Genomic DNA, 23,370 nt, shown 5'->3' on the forward strand with positions numbered 1-23,370 from the left:
GGGCGGTCACATCTTCCCCTCCGCCGAGCTGAGCTTGGCCTTGATGCTTTCCGCCGTGACCGCCCGGCCGGCGGCTGCGTCGGCGAACAGCTCCGCCATCGCCGCGCCGACGAGCGTCTCGAACCGGCTTTCGGCCGGCACCTGCGGCAGCGGCGCCGCCGTGGAGTTGAGCACGTGGAACAGCACGTCCTGCTCGGGCGTGCGGAACGCGGCGTCGCTGTACGCGGAGCGCACCGACGGCAGCGAGCCGTACACCTTGTTCAGGATGATCTGCTCCTTGTCGCCGGTCATGAACCCCACGAACTCCAGCGCGCCGTCAAGGTTGCGGGTGTGCTTGTAGACGGCCATGTTGATGCCGGCGACCATGCTGTTGACCCGGACGCCGCCCCCGGTGATCGGGTCGGCGAGGAACGGCACGGGCGCTACGCCGTACTCGTCGGGCTTCATGCCCAACTGCTGCAGCGACGTGCCGGCCGCCTGCCACAGCAGCATCGCCGCCTTGCGCCCCGCGAAGTCGGCCCGCGACTCGTTCTTGGCGTAGCCGGCGTCGGCCGGGTTGACGACGTGGTCGTCGGACATCAGGCCGATGTAGCGCTTGATCGCGGCCACGTTGGCGGCGGTGTCGAAGGTCGGGTCGCCGTTGGCGTCGAACCATTGGCCGCGGTACTGCTGGCTGAACGTGAAGGCGTGGTGCGCGTTCTCGGCCGGGTTGGCGCCCTCGACCGCGAGCCCCCACTGGCCCTTGGCCGGCCGGGTGAGCTTCTTAGCATCCGCCACCAGTTCGTCCCACGTCGTCGGCGGGCTCGCGATGCCCGCCTCGGCGAACATGCGCTTGTTGTAGTACAGCGCGTAGGACAGCGAGTACAGCGGCACCGCGGAGCGCGGCGTGCCCGGCGCCCCGGCGGCGTCGAGGGCCGAGGTGACGAACCGGTCGCGGCCGCCGACCTTGTCGAGCATGTGCCCGTCGAGGGCGACGAACGCGCCGGTGGCCTGCAGCGAGGCCGACCAGGTGTTGCCGATGTTGACCACGTCCGGGCCGTTGTTGTCCTTGGCCGCGGCCATGAGCCGGTCCAGCAGGTCCGACCAGGGCACCACCTCGAGCTTGACGTGGATGCCGGTCTCCTGCTCGAACTTGTCGAGTTCGGGCTGCAGCGTCTTCTGGTCGAACTCGAGGCTCTCGCCCTGGTTGCTCGCCCAGTACGTCAGGGTCTTGGCGTCCGCCGCCGAGTCGCCGCACGCCACGAGCGACCCCGTCAGCAGGATCCCGGCGGCGAGAGATGCGATGGCGCGGCGGATCGACACCGGTCCTGCCCTTCTGGTGGGGTGTCGATCGGCGTGCTCCGCGCGCTCGACAGGAGGGGGTTGGCGGTCATCCCTTTTCCATCGAGGCCGGGATTCGAACGAGACTCGGAATTCTAACGAGACTTAATTAATGTCGTCATTAAAGTGCCGCGCCCCTGATGCGTCAAGGGTCGGGCCACTACAGTGACGCGATGCGGGTGGAGCGGGCGACCAACCGGAGTATCCGGCTGCGCAACCGGTCCGCCCTGCTCACCCGCCTGTTCCTGGACGGCCCGCTCACCCGCCAGGACCTCTCGCGCAGCACCGGCCTGAGCCAGCCCGCGGTCAGCAACGTCGTGAGCGACCTCATCGACGACGGTCTCGTCGCCGAGGCGGGCGCCATGGAGTCCGACGGCGGCCGGCCGAGCATCCTGCTGCGGGTCGCGCCGGGCTACGGCGCGGTCGCCGGCGTCGACGTCGGGGAGACCCGGGTCCGGGTCGAGCTGTTCGACCTCGGCCTGACCCAGCTCGCCAGCGTCGACCAGCCGATCGACCCGTCCGGCTCCGAGCCGGAGACGGTCGTGCGGCACATCCACGCCGGCCTGCGCGCGGTGACGGCTGGGCTCGACCCCGCCGCCGTGCTCGGCGTGGGCGTCGGCGTCTCCGGGATCGTCCAGCAGGGCGCCGACGGCGCCGTCGTGCACGCGCAGACGCTGGGCTGGGATGCGGTACCACTGGAGACGCTCCTGCAACGGGGCACCGGCCTGCCGCTGCACATCGACAACGGCGCGAAGACCCTCGGCCAGGCCGAGATGTGGTTCGGCGCCGGTCGGGGCAGCCGGCACGCCGTGTTCGCGCTCGTCGGCTCCGGCGTCGGCGCCGCCGTGGTGACCGACGGCTCCACCTACCGCGGCGTTTCCAGCAGCGCGGGGGAGTGGGGACACACCACGCTCGTGTACGGCGGGAGGGCCTGCCGCTGCGGCTCGCGCGGCTGCCTGGAGGCCTACGTCGGCGCCGAGGCCGTGCTGGCCCGCTATCGCGAGGCGTGCGGCCGCCCGGCCCCCGGCAACGACGAGGAGTCGCAGATCGCCGCGCTGCTGGACGCGGCCGCTCACGAGCCGGCGGCGCGGGCGATCCTCGACGAGACCGCCGACTACCTCGGCGCCGGCGTGGCCAACCTCGTCAACCTGTTCAACCCGGAGCTGGTGGTGCTCGGCGGCTGGACCGCCGGGGCCCTCGGCGGCCTGCTGCCCCGGGTCCGCGAGTCCGCGAGCCGGCACGCGCTGCGCCAGCCTTTCGGCCAGGCCCGCATCGAGCTCGGCCGCCTGGGCGTCGACGCCGTCGCCCTGGGCGCGGCCACGCTCCCCATCGCGCGCCTGCTCACCGAGGGCGGCGTCCGCTAGCTGCCGAGTGGAGGGACGACGGCGGGGCCGTCGTGGCGCGGGACACGAGCTTGGGACGGAAGACCTGCTCCTCGTGGTGATGCGTCGGCGTGGACTCGGCCAGCAGCAGCTCGGCGGCGATGCGGCCCAGGTTGCGGATCGGCCGGCGCACGGTGGTCAGCGCCGGCTGCACGTGCGCGGCGAACGGCACGTCGTCGTAGCCCACCACCGACACGTCCGCGGGCACGCGCAGGCCGCGGCGCTCCAGCGCGCGGACCAGGGCCAGGGCGGCGACGTCGTTGAGGCAGACCACGGCGCTCGGCGAAGGGTCGAGCGCGAGAAGAGCGAGAACCGCCTCTTCGGTACCGCGATACAGGTCCCCTTGGTCCATCCGCACCTCGACCGGCATCTGCGCGCCGGCCTCGCCCAGCGCCCGGCGCAGGCCCTCCAGGCGGTCGCGCACCGGCGGGACGTCCCAGGTCGCGGACACGAACGCGATGTGGCGGTGCCCCAGCCCGAGCAGGTGCTCGCCCGCGAGCCGCCCGCCGGCGACGTGGTCCACCGCGACGGCGCAGAGGTCGAGGGCGCCGCGCGGTGCGTCGAGGAGTACCACCGGAGTGCCCCTGCGGGCGATGGCCTCGAACTGTTCGAGGTTTTCCCCGGTCGGCGTCACGATGATGCCGCGCGGCGACTGCTCCTCCAGCAGGCGCAGGATGCGCAGCTCCTTGTCCGGCTGTATGTCGGTGGAGCACGCCAGCACCAGGCAGCCGGCCTCGTCGAGGCGGTCCTCGATGCCGCGGTTGAGCTCGGCGTAGAACGGGTTGGCCTGGTCGAGCGTGACCGAGCCGACCAGCCGGCTGGGCAGCCCGCGCAGCTGCCGGGCCGGTCCGCTGCGCACGAACCCGACGGCGGCCATCGCCTCCTCGACCCTGGTCCGGGTCGCGTCGGCGACCACGGCCGGGTTGTTGAGCACGTTGGCGACGGTGCTGATCGAGACCCCGGCCGCCCGCGCGACGTCACGCATCCCGCTGCGCCGTACCACGGCCCTCTGCTGCGCGGCATCGATCACAGCGCGCACGATACAACGAGGAGCAAAGCCTGCCGTCTCGGTTTTCCCGGCCCACAAACCCGAAATATCGGATAAGTCCGGCGCGTCGACGCCGGACTTATCCGATTTCAGGGAGATGGAGCGGGGGAACTCAGCCGATCTGGGCGGGGACTTCCGCCGCAACTTCCGGCTCGGCGGCGGCCGGTTCGGGGCGCTGACGCAGGGTCAGGGCCGCCGTCGCCGCCAGGCCGAAGAAGATCAGCGCGCCGACCACGCCGACCGCGTTCAGGCCGGTCGTGAACGCGGACCGGGCCGCGTCGAGGAGGCCGGGGACGTCCGCGGCGTACTGCATGGCCGCCGTCAGGCTGTTCCGCGCCGCGGCCGGCGCGCCGGGCGGGAGGTCGAGCACCGTGCGGTACACCAGCGTGCCGAGGCTGCCGAGGGTCGCGATGCCGACCGCGATCCCGAACTCGCCGCTCGTCTCCGAGATCGAGGCGGCCGAGCCGGCCTTCTCCGGCGGGGCCGCGGCCATCATGAGGTTCATCGTGAGGGCCATCGGGAACGAGATGCCGACCGAGGCGAGCACCAGGCCCACGACCAGCAGTGCGGTGCCGTGCGGGTCGACCTGCGTGACCACGGTCAGGCCGGCGCCGGAGACGGCGAGGCCGAGCGCGGTGACGACGCTGGCCGGGAGGCGGCGGGCCAAGGCCGGCGCCACCATCGAGCCGGCGATCATCGCGATGTTCTGCGGGATGAGCAGCACGCCGGTTGCCAGCGGCGCGAGGCCGGCGACGTTCTGCAGGTAGAGGCTCGCGAGCAGGGACAGGCCGGCCATCACGACGCCGCCGAGGAGCATGATGCCCAGGGCCGTGCTGAAGACGCGGCTGGCGAACAGGCGCAGGTCCAGCAGCGGGTCGGGCAGGGTGCGCTGGCGGCGCACGAAGACGATGCCGAACGCGAAGCCGGCGGCGATGGCGACCAGCGGCAGGGCATGAGCCCCGTCGCGGGCGAGGGCCTTCAGGCCGTAGATGACCGGCAGGATCGCGGCCAGCGAGAGCGCGACGCTCGGCAGGTCGATGCGGTGCTCGGGGCGCTCCGGCTTGTACTCCGGCAGCAGCCTCGGGCCGGCGACCAGCAACAGCAGCATGAACGGCACGCCGAGCAGGAACGCCGAGCCCCACCAGAAGTGCTCGAGCAGCAGGCCCCCGACGAGCGGGCCGAGCGTCATGCCGCCCATGAAGCAGCTGAACCACGCGCCGATCGCCATGCCCATCTGCTTCGGGTCGGGGAACATGTTGCGGATCAGCGCCATGGTCGACGGCATGAGGGTCGCGCCGGCGATGCCCAGTGCGGCGCGGGCCGCGATGAGCATCTCCGGGGTGGAGGCGTACGCCGCGGCGACCGACGCGACGCCGAAGGCCGCGGCCCCGACCAGCAGCAGCCGCCGCCGGCCGATCCGGTCGCCGAGCGCGCCCATCGTGACGAGGAACCCGGCGAGCATGAACGAGTAGATGTCGAGGATCCACAGCTGCTCGGTGCCGTCCGCGTGCAGGTCGGCGCTGAGCTTCGGCAGGGCCAGGTAGAGCACGCTCACGTCGAGCGAGAGCAGCAGGGTCGGCAGGGCGAGCACGGCCAGGCCGACCCACGGGTTGCGGCGCATCGCGAGGGTTCCTCTCAGGCGAAGACCTCGGTGAGCCAGGCGCTCCACGCCTGCTCCTCCGCGGCCTTGTCGACGTCGGCGAAGATGTGGTGGCCGGTCAGGATGAACCCGCCCCGGCCCACGAAGCGCAGCAGCGCGTCGTCGGTGCGCACGCCCAGGAAGCTCGGCTCCAGCGCGGTGTCCACGACGCCGGTGACCTCCTTGCCGCCGATCGTCAGGCGCGCCGCGTCGCCCTCGACCACGTCCTTGGACAGGCCGAGCGCGCCGGTGATCGCCGTCCACACCACGCCCTGGTCGCTCTGCTGCGGCCCGAACGCGGTCACCGGCACGGCGGTGCGGCCGGCGAAGTGCTCCAGGTACTGCGCCAGCGAGCGCAGGTAGAGCGGGTTGCCCTTCTTCAGCGCGTCGTACTCCGCCTCCCAGTCGCCGGCCAGGATGCCGCTGTGCACCAGCCGCAGCGCGGTCGAGCCGCCGTCGCGCCCCTCGATCAGGTACTCGAACGCCATGAACGAGCCGTCCTCGGCGGTGGGGCTGCGGTGGGCGAAGTGCCGGTTCGGCTCGTACGCGGTGATCGAGCCCTCGGCGGTGAACCCTGGCATCTCCATGCTGGTCGTCCCGCCGACCCGCGGCTCGATCTCGTTGCGCCCCATGAACCAGGAGTCGATGCCCGGCCCGGTGGCGATGGCGGCCCAGACCTGCTCGGGCGTCGCGGCGAGGTCGATGTCGTGGACCAGCTCGAACTCGTGCGTGTCGGACATTTCAGGATCCCTTCGATTCGGTACCGCCGGATTCGGCGTTCCTGATGCTCGGATGGATGGCGACGATGACCCGGTGGTCGCGTCCGCCGGGCGCGTTCTCGTCGTGGTAGCGGCTCACCAGCTCGGTGACCGCCGCGGTCAGTTCCTGGGCGAACGCGGCGCGGTCGGCCGCCGAGGCGAACCGCACCGTGCCGTCGAGCGCGAACGTCGCGACCGGCTTGCCGGCCTTGGCCGCGCCGGTGATCAGCTGCCCGGTCTCCTTCACCAGCCGCGCCGCGAGGGCGAGCAGCCAGCGCGCGGAGAGCCGGTCGGGCGAGCGCGCCGGGTCGGGCTGCACGGCGGCCAGCGCGGCGGGCGAGATTACGAACGAGGCGGCGGTCGCCCGCAGCACCCGCTCGGTCACGTTGCCCTTGCGGCGCTCCTCGACCAGCTCCACGAGCCCGTGCGCTTCGAGCGTCTTGAGGTGGTAGTTCACCTTCTGTCGCGGCAACCCCACGATCGCCGCGAGGCTGGTGGCCGAGTGCGGCTCCGCCAGCAGCGCCAGCAGCCGCGCCCGGATCGGATCGAGTGCGACCTCGGCCGCACCCGGCTCCTCGATGACTCCCACTTCGAACATGCCCAAAGCTTATGGACCGACAACTCAAACTGTCAAGACAAAAAAAGTTGTCGGTGAGCCAAGGGCGAGAAACCGTCCTCTAAGGTGATCGCGTGACTTCGCAGGTGCGCGGGCCGCGCGTGTCCACCATCGAGCTGTTCTTCGACCTCGTCTTCGTCTTCACGGTCACGCAGCTCGCCTCCGTGCTCGTCCACCACGTCGACTGGCTGCACACCGGCGAGGTCGTGCTCATGCTCGGGCTGATCTGGTGGATGTACGCCGGCTACAACTGGCTCACCAACGCCGTCGCGCCGAGCAGCACCCTGCGCCGCACGCTGCTGCTGACCGGCATGATCGGCTTCCTGGTCATCGCGCTGGCGATCCCCGGTGCGTTCGGCGGGGACGGGTGGGCGTTCGGCGTCGGGTACGTCATCGTCACCGTCGTGCACAGCACGCTCTTCCTGCACGCCGACGACAACATCTCGATCGGCCGCGCGATCGCCAACCTCGCGCCGATCAACGGGCTCGCCGCCGCGCTGGTGCTCACGGGCGGGTTCCTGCACCACGGCTGGCGGGCCGGGCTGTGGACGGCGGCGCTCGCGGTCATCATCGCCGCGCCGTACCTGCAGCGGATGGGCTCCTGGACCATCAACGCCGGCCACTTCGCGGAGCGGCACGGGCTGGTCGTCATCGTCGCGATCGGCGAGTCGGTGGTCGCGATCGGCATCGCCTTCGAGGGCGTCAAGCTCGAGGCCGGCACCATTGCCGTGGCGGTGCTGGGCCTGGCGATCGCCTACTACCTGTACTGGACCTATTTCTCCGGCGACGAGGCACGCGCCGAGCACGCCCTGCACGCGATCACCGAACCCGCGTTGAAGGCCCGCAAGGCCGTCTTCGCCTACGGGTACGCCCACGTCGCCCTGCTCGCCGGCATCGTCTTCACCGCCGTCGGCGTGAAGCTCTCGGTCGGCCACGCCACGGAGGCGCTGCACTGGCCCAGCGCGATCGTGCTGAGCGCCGGGGTGGCGGCGTTCCTGCTCGGCCACGCCTGGTTCCTGTGGCTCATGGGCGTCCCCGGCGCCTGGTACCGGGTCGCCGGCGCCGTCGGCGTGCTGGCCGTGATCCCGCTCGGCCACTGGCGCGCCGTCGCCCAGCTCACCGCCGTCCTGATCATCATGATGGCCGCCGCGATCACCCGGGACCTGCGCACCGTCCGCGAGACGCACACCACCCAGATCCACGACTTCGGCCGCTGAGCCGCGCGATCGTAGGATGGCCGGCATGGGTGTGGCGCAGTCGTTGGGTGAGCTTCCGTACGCCGAGTACCTGCAGGGGTTCGAGGACGACGCGTTCGAGCACGACGGCAACTACACCGAGGTCCACGTCGACCAGCTGGAGCTCGAGAAGGGCGAGGCGACCAGCGCCAAGTTCATCGAGTCGGCACTCACCGGGGTGACGCTCGGCGAGGTCGGGCTGGAGAAGGCGCGCTTCAGCGACGTCTGGCTCAGCCGCAACCGGTGGGTCGGCGTCCGGCTGGTCGAGGCCGAGCTGCTCGATGTGTCCATGTTGGACAGTTCGCTGGCCGGCGTGCAGGCCTACGGGTCGCGGATGCGGCGGGTCACGTTTCAGCGGTGCAAGATCGACACGCTCAACCTGCGCGGTGCCACGCTCGTCGACGTGAGCTTCGAGGACTGCGAGCTCAACGAGCTCGACTGTGCGGGTGCCAACCTGGCCAACGTCACGTTCGAGGGCACGACGATCCGCAACGCCCGGATGTCGCAGGTGAAATGCAAGAAGGTGGACTTCCGGGGTGCCCGCGAGCTGGACGTCGCCGACGGGGCCGACTCGCTCAAGGGCGCCATCGTCGACGAGCGGCAGCTCATGGAGCTCGGGCCGGCGCTGGCCGCGGCCCTCGGGATCATCGTGAAGTGATCAGCCGAGCAGGCGCAGCGCCGCCCGTACCGGGAACCGCTCGACCGAGGTCTCGAACGACGTCTCGCCGCGGCAGAAGCGCTCGAACATGCGCCAGCCCACGGGGGTGCGCAGCATGTTGTGGAACAGGGCCGGGCGGCGGCTGAACGTCGCGAGCAGGCGGCGGCCGGCGCGCATGGACGGGGCGAGGGCGGCCTCGACCTCGCGCTCGTAGCGGGCAAGGTCGCCGTCCGCGGCCGCGGCGCCGGCCAGGGCGCCGGAGCGGACCGCGAAGCTGATGCCCTCGCGGGTCCACGGCTCGAGCAGGCCGGCGGCGTCCCCGGCGACGATGACGTTCTCCTTTCGCAACGGCGACGTGTCGGTACGGCACCGCGTCAGATGCCCCGAGTCGTGCACCGGCTCGATCCCCGAGAGGCCCAGCCGGTCCACGAACGCGCGCAGGTACGCCTTCGTGCGCTCGCCGTCGCCCCGCGCCGCGATGACGCCGACGGTGAGCAGGTCGCCCTTCGGGAACACCCACGCGTACGAGCCGGGCAGCGGTCCCCAGTCGATGAGCAGCCGGCCGCGCCACCGGGCGGCGAGCGCGGCGTCGACCGGCAGCTCCACCTCCAGGCCGAGGTCGACCTGGCCGTACTCGACGCCGACGTGGCGGGCCGTGATCCCGGACGAGCCGTCGGCGCCGATCACCGAGCGGGCCGACACGACCCCGCCGTCACCCAGGCGGATGCTGACACCGGCAGCGGTCTGCTCCAGCGAGCGGACGGCGGTGGACTGGCGGACCGTGGCACCGGCCTTCTCGGCCGCCAGGCGCAGGGCGTCGTCGAAGGCGGGGCGGCGGACCATGGCCAGCAGCGGGGAGCGGCGCGCGGTGCGGGCGAAGGGCGAGCGGCCGTCGTTGGTGAACTCGGCGCGGGTGACGTGGTCGTCGGCCGGGACGGTGATCCGGTCCGCCACCGCGCTCAGCGTGAAGCCGATCAAACCGCCACCGCATGTCTTGTACCGCGGGTGCACGGCCTTCTCCAGGACCAGCGTCCTCGCGCCCCGGCGCGCCGAGGAGTAGGCCGCCGAAAGCCCGGCCGGCCCGCCGCCGATGATCGCCACGTCCCACTCAGTCACCCGGTAGACCTTAGTGGGCAGGTGAGATTGCACTCGTGTGACCAACACATCAGCCGTTCGGGTGAAGGATCTGATTCACTTCGCTTATGTCCGCCATCGACCATCTCATCCACGCCAACGAGCGCTACGCCGAGACCTTCCCCGGCCCCCGGCCGCTGCGCCCGAAACTGCGCCTCGCCGTGGTCGCCTGCATGGACTCCCGGCTGGACCTGTTCGGCGCACTGGGCCTGGAGATCGGCGACGCGCACCTGATCCGCAACGCGGGCGGCCTGCCGACCGAGGAGGTGCTGCGCTCGCTCGCGCTCAGCCAGCACAAGCTCGGCACCCGCGAGATCGTGCTCATCCACCACACCGAGTGCGGCATGGAGGGCCTCGACGACACGGAGTTCCGCGCCACGCTGACGGCCGAGACCGGCATCGCGCCGACGTGGGACGTGCCGGGCTTCACCGATCTGCACGACACCATGCGCAACTCGATCCGCGTCGTTCGCGAGTGCGCCTGGCTGCCGCACCGCACGGACGTCCGCGGCTTCATCTTCGACGTGGCGACCGCGAAGATCGAGGAAGTCGTCTGATCTGATACTGCCCGTAGACCGCATTTGTGCGGTGCGTGGTGAAGACCCCGAGCCGCGATGGCCCCTTACCGCAACTTGCAAATGAAGGGGGTTGCGGTAAGGGATGCGGGGCATCCTGCGGGGGCCGTCGATACGGCACGATCGGACGCATGCGATACGGGGGTCGACTCAACCGGATCGAGTTCACCGCGCTGATCGACCAGCAGGCGAACCGCATCCGCGCGAGCGCCAACGCTCTACCGCTCTACGGCCCGACCGGCTGGGGCGGAGCCTGCCGCGTCGGCGCGTGGGGCTGGGAGGACGAGCGGCTCATGCACGCCGGGCTGCTGTTCGGCGCGCCCGAGGCGGCCGCCGAGGGCGACCGGGCCTGGGTCGAGGTGATCACCACCGCCGGGCCGCCGATGCCGCTGGTCATCGACCTGCGGGTGGCGGTCGCCGCGGCCCGCGACGACTTCACCGACCACCGGGTCGCCGAGCGGGCGCTGCGGACCGCGTCGAGCCCGGCGCCGGAGCGGGTCGGCATCGCCGTGGACGGAGTGCCGCGGCAGTTCTCCCGTTGGCCGGACGAGCCGCTGGGCGATTCCCTCGGGCGGGGCTGGCTGGCGATCCTCGACGAGGTCCCGGGGCTGCTGCTGCGCGCGTCCGGGATCGAGCCGGCCAATCTGGCCCTGGCCCGCGTCGGCGACATCGAGCCGCACCTGAGCGGCACTCGGGCGCACCTGCTGGCCGGCTACGACTCCTACGGCGAGGGCTGAGCGTCTCAGCGCGTCGCGAGGGCCTGCGCGAAGTTCACCCGCTGCAACGCCTCGGCCGCATGCAGCGGGGAGTGCACGATCTCCTGCGCCATGTAGTGGTACGGCCCCGACTGGATCGACACGATCAGCGGGCCCGACATCGAGTGCGACTTCGCGGTCAGGAACAGCAGGCCGAACAGTAGGAACAGGCTCAGGCCGCAAGTGAACGGGGCCAGCACGACAGCGAAGATGGCGCTGATGACGGCCATGGCGATACCCCAGCCGGCGGTGGTCGTGATCGGGATCGGCTGGGAGATCACCAGCCACCGGCTGCCCTGGATCGGCCACACGCCGACGGGCGTGTAGATCGCCACGCCGTCCACGCGGACGTCCCCGATCTGCACGTCGGGTCCGTTGTACGCCGGGGCGCCGCTGTAGGGGACAGGCAAGGTCACGCAGTGCATTGTGGCTTGCGCGAGGGCGGAAGGACACCGTCCGGAAGGCCCGAATGCGTTCGGCCCGGCGCGCCCGCAGTGAGGTCAGCCCGCGGCGGTGAGGTCCTCCTCGGCGGCCCGCCGGGCCAGGATCGCCACGAGCCGCTCGGCCGCCGGGTGCGGGTTGCGCCACGCCGCCACCGTCGCGGCCGTGTCACCGGCGATCGGCACGAACACCACGCCGGTGTCGCGCAGCGTCCGCGCCGACGCGGCCAGCCGGGTCACGCCGACGCCCGCCGCCACGAGACCGAGCAGGTTCGGTACCGTGGCAGCCCGCTCGACCACGTCCGGCGCGAAGCCCGCCGCGGCGAAGTCGCGGTCGTACTTGTCGTGCCAGGGCGGCCACGACGCGCGCGGAGTCAGCACCCACGGCTCTGCGGCGAGGTCCGACAGCGCCACCTCGGATCGCCCGGCGAGCCGGTGCCCGGCCGGCAGGACCGCGCAGACCGGCTCGCGCGCCAGGGTGCGGGTGGTGAGGTCGTCGACCAGCGGGGGACGGGTGAACGCGAGGTCGTACGCACCGTCGCGCAGCCCGGTCACCAGCGGCTCGATCGCCAGGTCGGCGGTCGTGACCGTCACGTCCGGCAGCTCGGCGCGGCAGGCGCGCACCACCAGCGGCAGCATGTAGTTGGCGGTCGAGGACAGGAACGCCAGGCGCAGCCGGCCCACCTCGCCGGCCTCGGCGCGGCGGGCCGTCGTCACCGCGCGCTCGGCCCGGGCCAGCACGTCGCGGGCCTCGGCCAGGAAGAGCCGGCCGGGCTCGGTGAGCCGGGTCCCGCGCGTGTCGCGGTCGAGCAGCCGCGCGCCGACCGTGCGCTCCAGCCGGGCGATCTGCTGCGACAGCGACTGCTGGGCGAGGTGCAGCTCCCGGGCCGCGGTCGTGAAGCTCAGGTGCTCGGCGACGGCCACGAAGTACCGCAGCTGCCGAAGCTCGGGGAGGCTCACAGGCTCCGACTGTAACGGCTCCCACCCGCCGGTGTTGGCGGCGGAGCGGGTCCGCGCCCGAGGCTTGAGCCATGAGGAACTGGCTGATCACGGGGTGCTCCTCCGGATTCGGGGCGGAGCTCGCCCGCGCCGCGCTCGCCGCCGGCGACCGCGTCATGACCACCGCCCGGGACCCGGCGGCGCTCGCGGAGTTTCCGGACCGCACCCGCCTGGACGTCACCGACGAGGCCTCGATCGCGGCCGCGGTCGCGGCGACGGTGGAGCGCTTCGGGCGCATCGACGTGCTCGTCAACAACGCCGGGCACGGCTCGGTCGGCGCCGTCGAGGAGATCGAGCCGGCCCACCTGCGCTCGCTCATGGACGTGATGTTCTTCGGCGCCGTCTCGCTGACCCAGGCGGTGCTGCCGCACATGCGCGAGCAGGGCGGCGGCGCGATCGTGCAGATCTCGTCGATGGGCGGGCAGCTGAGCATGCCGGGCTTCGGGGCGTACTGCGCGGCGAAGTTCGCCCTCGAGGGCCTCTCCGAGGCGCTGCACGCGGAGGTGGGGCCGCTGGGCATCCGGGTGCACATCGTCGAGCCGGGCGCGTTCCGCACGGCCTTCGGCGGCGCGCGGCTGCACCGCTCGCCGGCGCTGCCGGCGTACGCGGAGACGACCGCCGCGACCCGCGCCGCCGTCGAGGACATGGACGGCACACAGCCCGGCGACCCGGCGAAGGCGGCGCGGGCGATCCTGACGCTGCTGGACACGCCCGACGCGCCGCTGCGCCTGGCCCTGGGCTCCGACGCCGTCGACGCGATCCGGGCGCACCAGGCCTGGATCCGAGCCGAGCTGGACGGCTGGGAGCCGTTGAGCCGCTCGACCGACCTTGCGAACGAAGAGGTCTCAGCCTAGGTAGAGATCCCGGCGGGCCCGCACGAACGCCTCGATCGTCTCGGCGGGCTCGCCGGTCACGCGCTTCACGTCGTCGGAGGCTCGGTCGTAGCGGTTCTCGCGATGCAGGCGCGCCATGGTGTACACGTGCTGCTCCGTGTGCGGCGGGAGCCCCGCGGCGGCGAGCGCCCCGGCGCGCCACTGCTCCAGCGGCACGTCCACGTAGGTGATCGGCCGGTCCAGCGCGCGGGAGTACTCGCCGGCGAGCTCGGGCATGTCGACCGTGCGCGGGCCGGTCAGCTCGTAGACGTGCCCGATGTGCGGCGCCGGCTCGCGCAGCACCGCCGCGGCCACCCGGGCGACGTCGACCACGGCGATCGGCGAGGTGCGCCCCGCGCCGAACGGCAGCTCGATCGTGCCGTCGCGGCGGATCGAGCGGGCCGCGATCGACGTGAACAGCGGATTGTCGAGGAAAGCGGTCGGGCGTAGGTGTACCACGGGCAGCCCCGACCAGTTGAAGACCTGCTCGGCGAGCCAGTGCAGCCGCTGCTGGTCCGACTCCGTGGTGCTGGTCGCGGTCATCTGCGACACGGTCATCTGCGACAGCCCGACCAGCGCGCCGAGCCCGCCCCGCGCCTTCGCCACCGTCGCGACCACGGTGGCCGCCAGCAGGTGGTCGGGGGAGACCGGCATCGCGAAGAGCATCCGGTCGACGCCCTCGAGCGCGGCGTCGACGCTCTCCGGCCGGGTCAGGTCGCCGACGACCACCTCGACGCCGAGCCGGCGCAGCGCGTCGGCGTGCGGGCCTTCGCGGTGTACCAGCCCCCGCGCGCGAATGTTCCGGGCGCGCAGCATCTCCAGGACGGTGCCGCCGACGTCGCCTGCGGTGGCGACGAGGATGAGGTTGCCGTTGGCCATGACACCGGCGGCTACCCCTCAGCCGCCGCCGTAAACGCCGGCGCTCAGCAGGGCCTCGGCCGTCTCGGTGCGCACGTTGAGCACCGAGCGCCCGGCGCGGTGGGTGCGGACCAGGCCGGCGGCGCGCAGGACGGCGAGGTGCTGCGACACGCCGCCGGCGGTGAGCCCGGTCCGCTCCGCGAGGGTCGTCGTCGAGGCCGGGGCGGCGAGCTCGTTGAGCAGCCGGGCCCGGGCCCGCCCGACGAGCGCGCCGAGGGCCTCCGGCGCGGCCGGCGGTGACTCCCACAGGGCGCCGACGCCGCGGGGCGGGTACGCCAGCTGCGCCGCCGGCCCGAACACCGTCAGCACCGACGGCCACACGAACACCGAGGGAATGAGCACCAGGTCGCCGCCGTCGGGCACGTCGGGGGAGGTGCACCAGCGCTGCAGCACCGACAGGGTGCCGTCGGCGAAGGTGACCTGGGCGTGCAGGTCGTTGAGCAGCCCGCCGACGCCGTCCGCGGCCAGCCGGCGGGCCCGCGCGAAGACCTCGGCCTCCAGCAGCGCCCGGATGCGCGGCCAGTCCGGCTCGATCACCGCCGCGAAGTACTCCCGCAGCCGGTCGGCGATCCGTTCGGGGTCGGCGCCGGCCGCCAGCCGCGGCGGCGTGGCGGCCAGCAGCGCGAGCTCGTCGTCGAGGTCCGCGAACGGGCCGGGCGGCAGCGGGGTGAGGAAGTCGGGGATGTATCCGGGCCACGGCGGCACCAGCGCCAGCAGGTCGGCGAACCCGCTGGAGCGCACCCGGGCCGCCCACGGCAGGTGGATCGCGTGCGCGCCGGGGTCGCGCAGCACCCGCAGGCTGGCGACCGTCTCCCACAGGGGTGAGATCGCGAAGCGGATCCGGGCGACCGCGTTCGCGGACAGGCCAATCGATACCACCGGTATAATTTAGTCCTGGGTAAAACCCTGGGGAGCGGGGCTTCGGGCCCGAAAGAATGGGTTGCATGACGACCCGCGCCGCCCGATTCCGGGCCCTGCACTCCGCATCCGCACCCCTCGTCCTCGTCAACGCATGGGACGCCGCCTCGGCGCGCGTCGTCGCCGCGGCGGGCGCGCCGGCGATCGCGACGACCTCGGCCGGGGTCGCGTGGACGCTCGGCGCCCCGGACGGCGACGCGCTGACCCGCGACGCGGCGCTGGAGCACCTCGCGCGCATCGTGCGCGCCGTGCCGGCCGAGCTGCCGGTCACCGCCGACATCGAGTCCGGCTTCGGCGAGACGCCGGCCGAGGTCGCCACGACGATCCGCGGCGTGCTGGAGGCCGGCGCGGTCGGCATCAACCTCGAGGACACCGAGCGGGGCGCCACGGCGGGCCTGCGGGCCGTCGCCGCGCAGCAGGAGCGCATCGCGGCGGCGCGCGGCGCGGCCGACGACGCCGGCGTGGAGCTCTACATCAACGCGCGCGTCGACACGTACTTCCGCGGCGCGCCCGCGGAGACGGTGGCGCGCGCGGAGGCGTACCTCGCGGCCGGCGCGACCGGCATCTTCGTGCCCGGCGTCGCCGACGCCGACACGATCGCGGCCCTGGCCAAGGCGATCCGGGCCCCGCTGAACGTGCTGGCGCAGGACGGCACGCCGCCGGTGGCCGAGCTCGCGGCGCTGGGCGTGGCCAGGGTGAGCCTCGGCTCGTGGGTCGCCGAGGCCGCCTACGCCCTGGCCCGCCGCGCCGCCCGCGAGGCGTACACGGCCGGCACCTACACGACCCTGGCCGACGCCTACGACTTCGGCGAGCTCAACACCCTCATGTCCTGAGTACTTCATGTCCTGAGGACATGGAAAGTCCCGGCCGGCGGTGCCGACCGGGACTTTGCCGTGCGCTGGAACTAGTTGGTGGCCGGGCCGAGCTCGGCCGCGCCGCCGTCGGTGTGCAGCTCGGTGCCCTGCGCGAACGCGGCGTCGAACCGCTGCTCGAGCGCGTCGAGCTCACCGAACTCGGCCTGGTGCGAGCTCTCGGAGCCCTCGGCGGCGAAGACGTGGTCGTCCTCGGTCGCGTCGTGGCTGTAGTTGGTGTAGTCGTCCGACTCGTAGTGCACGGCCGGGGCCTGGTCGAACTCGACGTGGTGGCCCTGCGAGAAGTCCGTCGACTCCGCCGCGTGGTGGTCCTGCTCGTACACGCCGAACTGCGACTGGGCGTCGGCCTCGGAGCCGTGGGCCTGGTGGAGCTGGTCGAGCTCGCCGCTCTCCTGGCCGGCCTCGTAGTGGCCGTAGTCCACGCCGCTGTCGCCGGCGTCGCCGGTCTCGTACTCGCTCATGAGGGTCCTCTCGGTGGCGTTACGGTGATGGGTCTATGTGGTGCCCGGCCTGACGCTGATCACCGTATGCGGGGGTCCCTGGCGGGAAATCCCGGAAACGTGCCACCGGCCTGTCGACGCGTTGTTTCGAGCTGATGGCGGGGAGCGTAGCCGGGTCGCACTCGCGCGAACTATCCCCGAGACGACAGCTGATCAGCCATTTTTCGTCGCCGGACGGTGGCGGTGCATACTCCTGCGGTGCAACGACACTGCTGCGACGGCATGCGCGCGCAACTGGACCTGTCCGGCGTCGCCTACGAGGACCCCTGGGACGACCCGGACGTGGTGGTCGTCTACACCGCGAAGTTCGACGAGTACGGGCTGCCGGTGCGCGACGGCGGGTCCTCGATGGTCGTCATCGGCCACTGCCCGTGGTGCGGCACCCGGCTGCCGCAGTCGCGCCGGGACGCCTGGTTCGACGAGATGGACCGCCTCGGGCTGGACCCGTGGTCGGACGAGCTGCCCGAGCAGTACCACTCCGACGCCTGGTGGGGCCCGCAGGAGGGCTCGCAGCGGGACTTCGTGGAGCCGGAGCGCGTGATCAGCCCCGCCTGAGCAGCTCCACGACGGGGATGGTGCGCTCGATGCCGGCCTGGTGCTCGGCGAAGAACGCGTACTGCTCCACGATCCGGCCGAAGAGCGCGTCGCGGTCGGCGCCGGTCGTGGGGCTGGCGGCGGCCGCGTACTCCTCGCCGTCGACCTCCACGGTGACCGCCGGCTCGGCCTCCAGGTTGCGATACCAGTCCGGGTGCTTCGGCGCGCCCGCCGCGGAGGCGATGACGAGCAGCCGGTCGTCGAGCCGGACGTACATCATCGGCGTCGTGTAGGGCTCGCCGCTGCGCCGTCCCTTCGTGGTGAGCAGCAGCAGCGGGCGGCCCGAAAGCCGCCGGCCCGCGTCGCGGAACTCGGCGATGAGCTTGCGGTTGGCTTCCTTGAGGTCGGCAGGCACCTGCGTCATGAGCCGACTCTATGCCGAGGCATCGAGCAGCGCCTGCCAACCGGCGCCCGCGTCGCGGATCTCGTGCTCGGCGCCGGGCGCGAGGAACGCCAGCAGCGCGGCCGCCTCGTCCTGCACGTCGACCGGGCGGCCCAGGTGAGCGACCCACAGCGTGGCCCGGCGCTTGGTGACCGTTGCGCGCCAGAAGCCGGCCGTGAACCCGTCGGCGAGGATCACCGAGGGCATGGGGCCGTTGGGGTCGAAGGGCTGCGCGAGGTACTCCGGCGTGATGACCCGCGACCGGTCGGCGTGGCTCAGCAGCAGGTTGTCGAAGTCGTAGAGCAGCCGCGGTGGAGCGGTCACGTCCGGGCCGGGTCGCGGCGCGTCCGGCAGGTCGAAGAGCTCCCGGCCCTGCTCGTCGGCGAACACCGCCAGCTCGGGTCGCAGCTCGTCGAGCACCTCGGCCAGCCGGGTCAGCCCCGACCATGTCTGCACGTCGCGCACGGTCGCCGGGCCGAACGCGGCGAGGTACCGCCGGACGAGCGTCGCCACCGGCATCGGCTCAACGGTGCCCGTCACGCCCGGCAGCCACGCCGCGGCCGTGGTGTGCAGCGCCCGTCCGCTGCGGCCCCACAGCCCGCGCGGCGGCACCTGGATCAGCGTCTCGAAGACGCGCACCGCCTGCGCCATGGCCGCCTGGTCCCGGCCGGGCCAGCGCTCGCCGAGCCGCTTGCCGAGCTCGGCGAAGGTGAGCGGCTCGGCCTCCAGGATGCGCCGGCCCTCGGCGACGAGTTCGGCGACGCCGTCGAGGGACAGCCCGAGGCGCCGGCCGAAGTTCGTGGCCCACATCCGCTCGCCGACGATGCCGACGAGGGGCCGGACCGCCACCGCGTCGCGGGCCGTCATGAGGTGGATCGTCGAGCGCATCGTCGCGGCCCGCACGAGCCGGCCGTCGGCGAGCAGGTCGCTGGCGTGCTCGGGGCGGAAGCCGGAAAGGCGGGTCCACAGGCCGGTATACCAACTGTGCGGCGTCTGCGCCTGCAGGCCGGCGAGGTGCTCGACCGCCTCGGGCACGCCCAGGTCCGCCCGCCGCAGCAGCAGCTGCCGCGCGAGCGTCGCCCGGTTGAGCGAGCGGCGGTCGAGCACCGTCGGCATGGGCTACACCGGCTCCAGCAGCTTCGACTTCTGCACGATCGGCACCGACAGCGTCTTGTAGCCGACCTCCTCGAAGAGGATCACGACGCGGTCCTGCTCGTAGGCCATGACGGTGCCGGTGCCCCAGGCGTTGTGCCGCACCTCGCTGGAGACCGGGAAGGGGCGCTCCGGATCGGCCTTGATCCGCGTCGCCGGGACCGCCGCCGCGTCGCTCGGCCGGGCCTTGCGGGAGCCGAACAGCCGCTGGTACCACTTCAGGCGCGGCACCACCGGGTCCACCACGACGGTGCCGTTGGCGCAGTTGTCGCAGTGGCCGCAGGCGCGCTCGGCCTGCTCGCCGAAGTAGGCCAGCAGCGCGTTGCCGCGGCAGTTGGCGCTCTCGGCGTACTGGCGCATCATGTCGATCCGCGACCGGCGCAGCGTCTGGTGCCGCTCGAACTGCGCCAGCGCGAGCCGGGCGGCCTCGGCCGGCGCCGGTGCGTAGCGGCCGGCGCTGAGCTTGTTGCCGGCGCCGACCTCGACCGCGCCGACCTGCTCCAGCAGGCTCAGCAGCGACGTGATCTTCCGGGCCGGCAGGCCGCTGCGGGTGGCGAGGCCGGTGCGCGACGTCGGGCCCTCGCGCAGCGCCGCGGCCAGCTGGGTCAGCTCCTTGCCGTCGGGCGCGCCGGCGGCGAAGAAGCGCTGCAGGGCCACGTCCTCGGGGCGGAAGAACAGGATCGTGCGGGCCGGCGCGCCGTCGCGGCCCGCGCGGCCGATCTCCTGCAGGTAGCTGTCCGGGGAGTCGGGCAGGGCCACGTGGTGTACCCAGCGGATGTTGGGCTTGTCCACGCCCATGCCGAACGCGCTCGTGGCGACCATGACCGGCGTCTTGTCGGCCATGAAGTCCTCGTAGCGGCGGTTGCGCTCGCCCGTGGCCAGCCCGGCGTGGAAGGCGACGGCTTCGATGCCGCGCTCGGCGAGGCGCTCCGCGTACTGCTCGGCGATCGCGCGCGTCGGGGCGTACACGATGCCGGGTTTCTGCTCTTTCTGGATCTGGTTCACCAGGCGCGAGAAGCGCTGGTCGTCGCTGGTGCAGTGCACCGCGGCGAGCTCCAGGTTGGCCCGGTCCAGCCCGGCGACGAGCGTGAACGGGTCGCGCAGCCCGAGCGCGGCGGTGATGTCGGCGCGCACCGGCGGCGACGCGGTGGCGGTCAGCGCCACGACCGGCGGGCGGCCGAGCTCCCGGATGAGGTGCCCGAGCTGCAGGTAGTCGGGGCGGAAGTCGTACCCCCAGGCCGAGACGCAGTGCGCCTCGTCGACGGCCACCAGCGCCGGGCGCAGCGCCCGCACCTCGGCGAGGCGCTCCGGGTTGCCCAGCTGCTCCGGCGTGATGAACAGGAAGCGGGCGGTGCCGGCGGTCAGCGCCTCGAGCGCCTTGCGCTGCTGGTTGGGCGTCTCCGCGGAGCTGATCCGCACCGCCTGGCCCTCTCGGCGGCGGTTGAGCCCGGCGATCTGGTCCTGCTGGAGCGCCAGCAGCGGCGAGATGACGATGGTCGGCCCGGACAGCAGCGTGGCCGGGACCTGGTAGATGGCGGACTTGCCGCCCCCGGTGGGTAACACCACGAGGGCGTCGCGCTTCTTGAGCAGGGCGCGCATCGGCGGCAACTGTCCGGGGCGGAGCTCTTCCCAGCCGAACTCTCGGTGGGCGGCGCGGCGCAGGCGGGGCGCGAGAGGCACAAGATTCATCGGGCGCGACTGTACCGGTGTTCGAACGCTTCGGCGCGTTATGCGACACGCGGTGTCGTCGATTGGCGCTGCACTGCCTTGCGGCCTGTCATCCGAAAGTGACGTCGTCGGCGCCCTGAGTAGTGCCGTTCGTGGCGGCCTCGATCCCGGCCTGGGCCCGGGCCCGCTCGTAAGGGCGGGCCTCGCCGCGGCGCAGCACGCGCTCGTGGTGCTCGACCGCCTCGGCGCCGCGGCCGAGCGACGTCAGCATCTCGCCCAGGTCGTTGTCGATGATCGCGCCGAAGTACGCGTCGCCGAGGCGGTGGGCCTGCTCGGCCGCGGCCCGCACGTACCGCAGCCCCGCCTCGGCGTCGCCGCCCGCGGCCACGGCCCGGCCGTAGTCGGCCAGGGCCTCGGCGGCGCCGCCGAGGTTGCCGTGCTGCAGCTTGAGCCGGATCGCCCAGATCAGCAGCGCCCCGGCCGGCCCCGGGTCGCCGAGGGCGAGCCGGACCTTGCCGAGCCAGCCGAGGGCGAGCGTGATGCTGATCGTGGCGCGCGAGTCGATCCGGGTCGCGACGCGCTCGAGCAGGTCACGGGCCAGCTCGTACCGGCCGAGCTGGTACGCCGCCGCGGCCGCCTCGGACAGCGCGCCCTGCCGGCAGCGCTCCTCCCCGGCGGCCTCCGCGGCGGCGGCGACCCGCCGGCCAAGCTCGAGCGCCTCGGCGGGCCGGCCCTCGTGCCACAGCAGCGTCACCATGTGCACCTGCATCTCGCGGACCCGCCGCTCGTCGCCGAGCCGGCGGTAGATGCCCTCGGCGCTCTCCAGCGCGGCCCGGCAGTCCGCGTACCGCCCGGCTTGCAGGAAGTTCCCGGCCGCCTGCCGGCTGGCCATCGCGGCCAGCGGGTCGTCGCCCAGCGCGACGACGGCCGGGCGCACCAGCTCGACGAGGCGCAGCGCGTCGGAGTTGAAGCCGAAGACCCGCGCCGACGGCCCGGCGAGCCGCGCGAGCGCCAGTGCCTGCCGGTGCGCGCCCAGCTGCGCGGCGAGCTCGGTCAGCGCGACGATGACCGACCAGTGCTCGCCGACCCAGAGCGCGCTCTCGGCCGCCCGCATCGTCGCCTTGCTCGCGCCGCGCATGATCTCGAGGTGCTGCCCGGCGGCCTCCAGCGCGGCCCGGTAGTACTCGATCATCCGCTCGATCGCCGGCCCGCGCTCGTCGTCGTCGACCAGCGAGCCCGCGTACGCGCGCAGCAGGTCGTGCAGCCGGTAGCGCCCCGGCGCGTCGGCCTGGACCAGGTTCACCTCGACCAGGTCCTCCAGCCGCCGCCGCGCCTCGCCGGCCCCCATCCCGGCCAGCGCCGCGGCCGGCTCCGCCGCGAACGCACCGGGCGGGTGCAGCCCGAGCCGGCGGAACAGCCGCCGGTCCGGCTCGTCGAGCTGCCGGTACGACACGTCGAACGCCGCCGCGACGCTCAGCTTCTCGGCGCTGACGTCGATCGGCGTGAGCTCGGCCGAGGCCAGCTCGTGCGAGAGCATCCCCACCGTCCAGCGCGGCCGGTGGTGCAGCCGGTGCCCGACGAGCCGGATCGCCAGCGGCAGCCCGCCGCACATCCCCACGACCGCCGACGCCGCGGCCGGATCGGCGTCGACGCGCTCGTCGGTGGTCTCCCGCAGCAGCGCCACCCCCGCCGCCGCGGCGAGGGGCTCCAGCGAGAGCCCGACGGCCCCGTCGATCGGTGCCAGCCGCGTGCGACTGGTCACGAGCACCACGCTCGGGCTGCCGTGCGGCAGGAGCGGCTCGACCTGCGCCGCACCGCCGGCGTTGTCGAGCACGATCACGCCGCGGCGCCCGAGCAGATGCTCGCGCCACAGCTCGCCCCGCTCGTCCGGGTCGTCGGGCGGGCGCAGTCCGAGACGCCGCAGCAGTACCCCGAGTGCCTCGTGCGGCTCGACGGGCGCCTTGTCGCTGTGCCCTTGCAGGTCGATGTGCAGCTGCAGGTCCGCGAAGTCCTCGGCCAGCGCGTGCGCCGCGGTCAGCACGAGCGCCGTCTTCCCGACGCCCGCCATCCCGTCCACGACCACGACGCGCCGGTCGCTGTCGAGGTTGACCAGGCGCCGCAGCTCGTCCTCGCGCCCGACCAGCCGCCGAGGCGCCCGCGGCAGTTGTCTCGTCGGCGTCCGCACCGGCCGGTCGGTGTCGCGCAGCGTGGCCAGGTACGCCGCCTGGAGCCGGTGCCCGGGCTCCACGCCGAGCTCGTCGCGCAGCGTGCCGACCACCGCGTGGTAGTGCCGGATCGCGTCGGCCTGCCGCCCGTCCCTGGCCAGCGCCGTCACCAGCAGCGTGGCCAGCCCTTCCCGCAGCGGCTGCTCGGCCGCGAGCGCCTGCAGCTGGGGGATGAGCGTGCGGTGCTGCTTGAGCTCGAGCTCCGCCTCCGCGCACTCCTCGAACGCCGCGAGCCGCTCCTCCTCGAGCCGCGTGGCGTGCGTCCCGATCCGCTCCCCGGGCACCCCTTCGAACGCCCTGCCGCGCCACATCTCCAGCGCCCGCCGCAGCTCTCGCGCCCCTCCGGCGAGATCGTCCGCGGCGATGAGCCCACGCCCCCGCTGTACCGCCACGGCGAACTCGGCGGCGTCGAGCCTGGCCGCCTTCAGGTCGAGCCGGTACCCGGCGACGTCGGTGTACAACGCTTCGCCGAGCTGCCGCCGCAGCCGGTACACCACGGTATGAATCTGCTGCCGCGCGGTGGGCGGCGGCTCGTCCCAGACATAATCGACAAGCGTCTCAATGCTGACAACCTGCCCGGCATGCACGATGAGCCCGGCCAGCGCCCGCTGCGCACGCAGCCCGCTGACCACCACCGCACGACCGCCGTCCGACACCGCGAGCGGTCCGAGAATCCCGAACTCCACAAGGCCCTCAACATCGGCGTCACC

General features: G+C 73.1%; 23 protein-coding genes. 8 read left to right on the plus strand and 15 right to left on the minus strand.

The window, feature by feature from the left end:
• Positions 1–6: 6 nt before the first annotated feature.
• Positions 7–1,302 (minus strand): ABC transporter substrate-binding protein, encoded by a 1,296-nt coding sequence (locus ABD901_RS28970; RefSeq protein WP_345131233.1) that lies wholly within the window; start codon positions 1,300–1,302, stop codon positions 7–9.
• 191 nt (positions 1,303–1,493) lie between these two features.
• Here ABD901_RS28970 and ABD901_RS28975 point away from each other — a divergent pair, with 191 nt between their 5' ends.
• Positions 1,494–2,684, plus strand: coding sequence for an ROK family transcriptional regulator (locus ABD901_RS28975; protein ID WP_345131235.1), 1,191 nt, complete (start codon positions 1,494–1,496; stop codon positions 2,682–2,684).
• On the opposite strand, the gene ABD901_RS28980 is transcribed toward ABD901_RS28975, so the two are convergent.
• The 4 genes from ABD901_RS28980 to ABD901_RS28995 all read right to left on the minus strand — a co-directional run bounded on the left by ABD901_RS28980 (position 2,662) and on the right by ABD901_RS28995 (position 6,745).
• The gene (locus ABD901_RS28980; protein WP_345131237.1) at positions 2,662–3,732 is read right to left on the minus strand and encodes a LacI family DNA-binding transcriptional regulator; all 1,071 of its coding nucleotides are present in this window, start codon (positions 3,730–3,732) and stop codon (positions 2,662–2,664) included. The two genes, ABD901_RS28975 and ABD901_RS28980, sit on opposite strands and share 23 nt — an antisense overlap.
• 130 nt (positions 3,733–3,862) lie before the next feature.
• The gene (locus ABD901_RS28985) at positions 3,863–5,371 is read right to left on the minus strand and encodes an MFS transporter (protein ID WP_345131240.1); all 1,509 of its coding nucleotides are present in this window, start codon (positions 5,369–5,371) and stop codon (positions 3,863–3,865) included.
• Positions 5,372–5,385: 14 nt separating this feature from the next.
• Positions 5,386–6,129 (minus strand): SRPBCC family protein, encoded by a 744-nt coding sequence (locus tag ABD901_RS28990; protein ID WP_345131242.1) that lies wholly within the window; start codon positions 6,127–6,129, stop codon positions 5,386–5,388.
• A 1-nt stretch (position 6,130) separates the two neighbouring features.
• The gene (locus tag ABD901_RS28995) at positions 6,131–6,745 is read right to left on the minus strand and encodes an ArsR/SmtB family transcription factor (protein ID WP_345131244.1); all 615 of its coding nucleotides are present in this window, start codon (positions 6,743–6,745) and stop codon (positions 6,131–6,133) included.
• 92 nt (positions 6,746–6,837) lie between these two features.
• Between ABD901_RS28995 and ABD901_RS29000 the strand changes: the two genes are divergently transcribed.
• Positions 6,838–7,980, plus strand: a complete 1,143-nt coding sequence (locus ABD901_RS29000) for a low temperature requirement protein A (RefSeq protein ID WP_345131246.1) — start codon at positions 6,838–6,840, stop codon at positions 7,978–7,980.
• 25 nt (positions 7,981–8,005) lie between these two features.
• Positions 8,006–8,656: a pentapeptide repeat-containing protein gene (locus tag ABD901_RS29005; protein WP_345131248.1), complete on the plus strand. Its 651-nt coding sequence runs from the start codon at positions 8,006–8,008 to the stop codon at positions 8,654–8,656.
• On the opposite strand, the gene ABD901_RS29010 is transcribed toward ABD901_RS29005, so the two are convergent.
• The gene (locus tag ABD901_RS29010; RefSeq protein ID WP_345131250.1) at positions 8,657–9,772 is read right to left on the minus strand and encodes a geranylgeranyl reductase family protein; all 1,116 of its coding nucleotides are present in this window, start codon (positions 9,770–9,772) and stop codon (positions 8,657–8,659) included.
• Positions 9,773–9,858: 86 nt separating this feature from the next.
• On the opposite strand from ABD901_RS29010, the gene ABD901_RS29015 reads away from it, so the two are divergent.
• A complete protein-coding gene (locus tag ABD901_RS29015; RefSeq protein ID WP_345131251.1) occupies positions 9,859–10,347 on the plus strand; it encodes a beta-class carbonic anhydrase in 489 nt (162 codons plus the stop codon).
• A gap of 149 nt (positions 10,348–10,496) precedes the next feature.
• Positions 10,497–11,102 carry a hypothetical protein gene (locus ABD901_RS29020; RefSeq protein WP_345131253.1) on the plus strand — a complete coding sequence of 202 codons (606 nt, stop codon included), beginning with the start codon at positions 10,497–10,499 and terminating at the stop codon, positions 11,100–11,102.
• A gap of 5 nt (positions 11,103–11,107) precedes the next feature.
• Here ABD901_RS29020 and ABD901_RS29025 read toward each other — a convergent pair whose 3' ends face one another.
• On the minus strand, positions 11,108–11,536 hold the full coding sequence (locus tag ABD901_RS29025) for a hypothetical protein (RefSeq protein ID WP_345131254.1): 429 nt from the start codon (positions 11,534–11,536) through the stop codon (positions 11,108–11,110).
• An 84-nt stretch (positions 11,537–11,620) separates the two neighbouring features.
• Positions 11,621–12,520 (minus strand): LysR substrate-binding domain-containing protein, encoded by a 900-nt coding sequence (locus ABD901_RS29030; protein WP_345131256.1) that lies wholly within the window; start codon positions 12,518–12,520, stop codon positions 11,621–11,623.
• Between the two features lie 71 nt (positions 12,521–12,591).
• Here ABD901_RS29030 and ABD901_RS29035 point away from each other — a divergent pair, with 71 nt between their 5' ends.
• Complete coding sequence (locus tag ABD901_RS29035; protein ID WP_345131258.1) at positions 12,592–13,413, plus strand: oxidoreductase; 822 nt, start codon at positions 12,592–12,594, stop codon at positions 13,411–13,413.
• On the opposite strand, the gene ABD901_RS29040 is transcribed toward ABD901_RS29035, so the two are convergent.
• Complete coding sequence (locus tag ABD901_RS29040) at positions 13,405–14,310, minus strand: NmrA family NAD(P)-binding protein (RefSeq protein WP_345131261.1); 906 nt, start codon at positions 14,308–14,310, stop codon at positions 13,405–13,407. The genes ABD901_RS29035 and ABD901_RS29040 overlap by 9 nt on opposite strands.
• Before the next feature lie 18 nt (positions 14,311–14,328).
• A complete protein-coding gene (locus ABD901_RS29045; protein WP_345131262.1) occupies positions 14,329–15,228 on the minus strand; it encodes an ArsR/SmtB family transcription factor in 900 nt (299 codons plus the stop codon).
• A gap of 65 nt (positions 15,229–15,293) precedes the next feature.
• Here ABD901_RS29045 and ABD901_RS29050 point away from each other — a divergent pair, with 65 nt between their 5' ends.
• A complete protein-coding gene (locus ABD901_RS29050) occupies positions 15,294–16,100 on the plus strand; it encodes an isocitrate lyase/PEP mutase family protein (RefSeq protein WP_345131264.1) in 807 nt (268 codons plus the stop codon).
• A 71-nt stretch (positions 16,101–16,171) separates the two neighbouring features.
• On the opposite strand, the gene ABD901_RS29055 is transcribed toward ABD901_RS29050, so the two are convergent.
• Complete coding sequence (locus ABD901_RS29055) at positions 16,172–16,600, minus strand: hypothetical protein (protein WP_345131266.1); 429 nt, start codon at positions 16,598–16,600, stop codon at positions 16,172–16,174.
• Positions 16,601–16,837: 237 nt separating this feature from the next.
• Between ABD901_RS29055 and ABD901_RS29060 the strand changes: the two genes are divergently transcribed.
• Positions 16,838–17,194, plus strand: a complete 357-nt coding sequence (locus ABD901_RS29060; protein WP_345131267.1) for a DUF6980 family protein — start codon at positions 16,838–16,840, stop codon at positions 17,192–17,194.
• Here the strand turns inward: ABD901_RS29060 and ABD901_RS29065 are convergent.
• The 4 genes from ABD901_RS29065 to ABD901_RS29080 form a co-directional block, all read right to left on the minus strand.
• The gene (locus ABD901_RS29065; protein WP_345131269.1) at positions 17,181–17,597 is read right to left on the minus strand and encodes a nitroreductase family deazaflavin-dependent oxidoreductase; all 417 of its coding nucleotides are present in this window, start codon (positions 17,595–17,597) and stop codon (positions 17,181–17,183) included. The two genes, ABD901_RS29060 and ABD901_RS29065, sit on opposite strands and share 14 nt — an antisense overlap.
• Before the next feature lie 9 nt (positions 17,598–17,606).
• Entirely contained in the window at positions 17,607–18,731 is a 1,125-nt protein-coding gene (locus tag ABD901_RS29070) for a winged helix DNA-binding domain-containing protein (RefSeq protein ID WP_345131270.1), read from the minus strand.
• Positions 18,732–18,734: 3 nt separating this feature from the next.
• The gene (locus ABD901_RS29075; protein WP_345131272.1) at positions 18,735–20,456 is read right to left on the minus strand and encodes a RecQ family ATP-dependent DNA helicase; all 1,722 of its coding nucleotides are present in this window, start codon (positions 20,454–20,456) and stop codon (positions 18,735–18,737) included.
• An 88-nt stretch (positions 20,457–20,544) separates the two neighbouring features.
• The gene (locus ABD901_RS29080; protein WP_345131274.1) at positions 20,545–23,346 is read right to left on the minus strand and encodes an AfsR/SARP family transcriptional regulator; all 2,802 of its coding nucleotides are present in this window, start codon (positions 23,344–23,346) and stop codon (positions 20,545–20,547) included.
• Positions 23,347–23,370: the final 24 nt, after the last annotated feature.

Origin of the sequence: Dactylosporangium darangshiense (assembly GCF_039537565.1) — a bacterium.
GTDB classification, from domain to species: domain Bacteria; phylum Actinomycetota; class Actinomycetes; order Mycobacteriales; family Micromonosporaceae; genus Dactylosporangium; species Dactylosporangium darangshiense.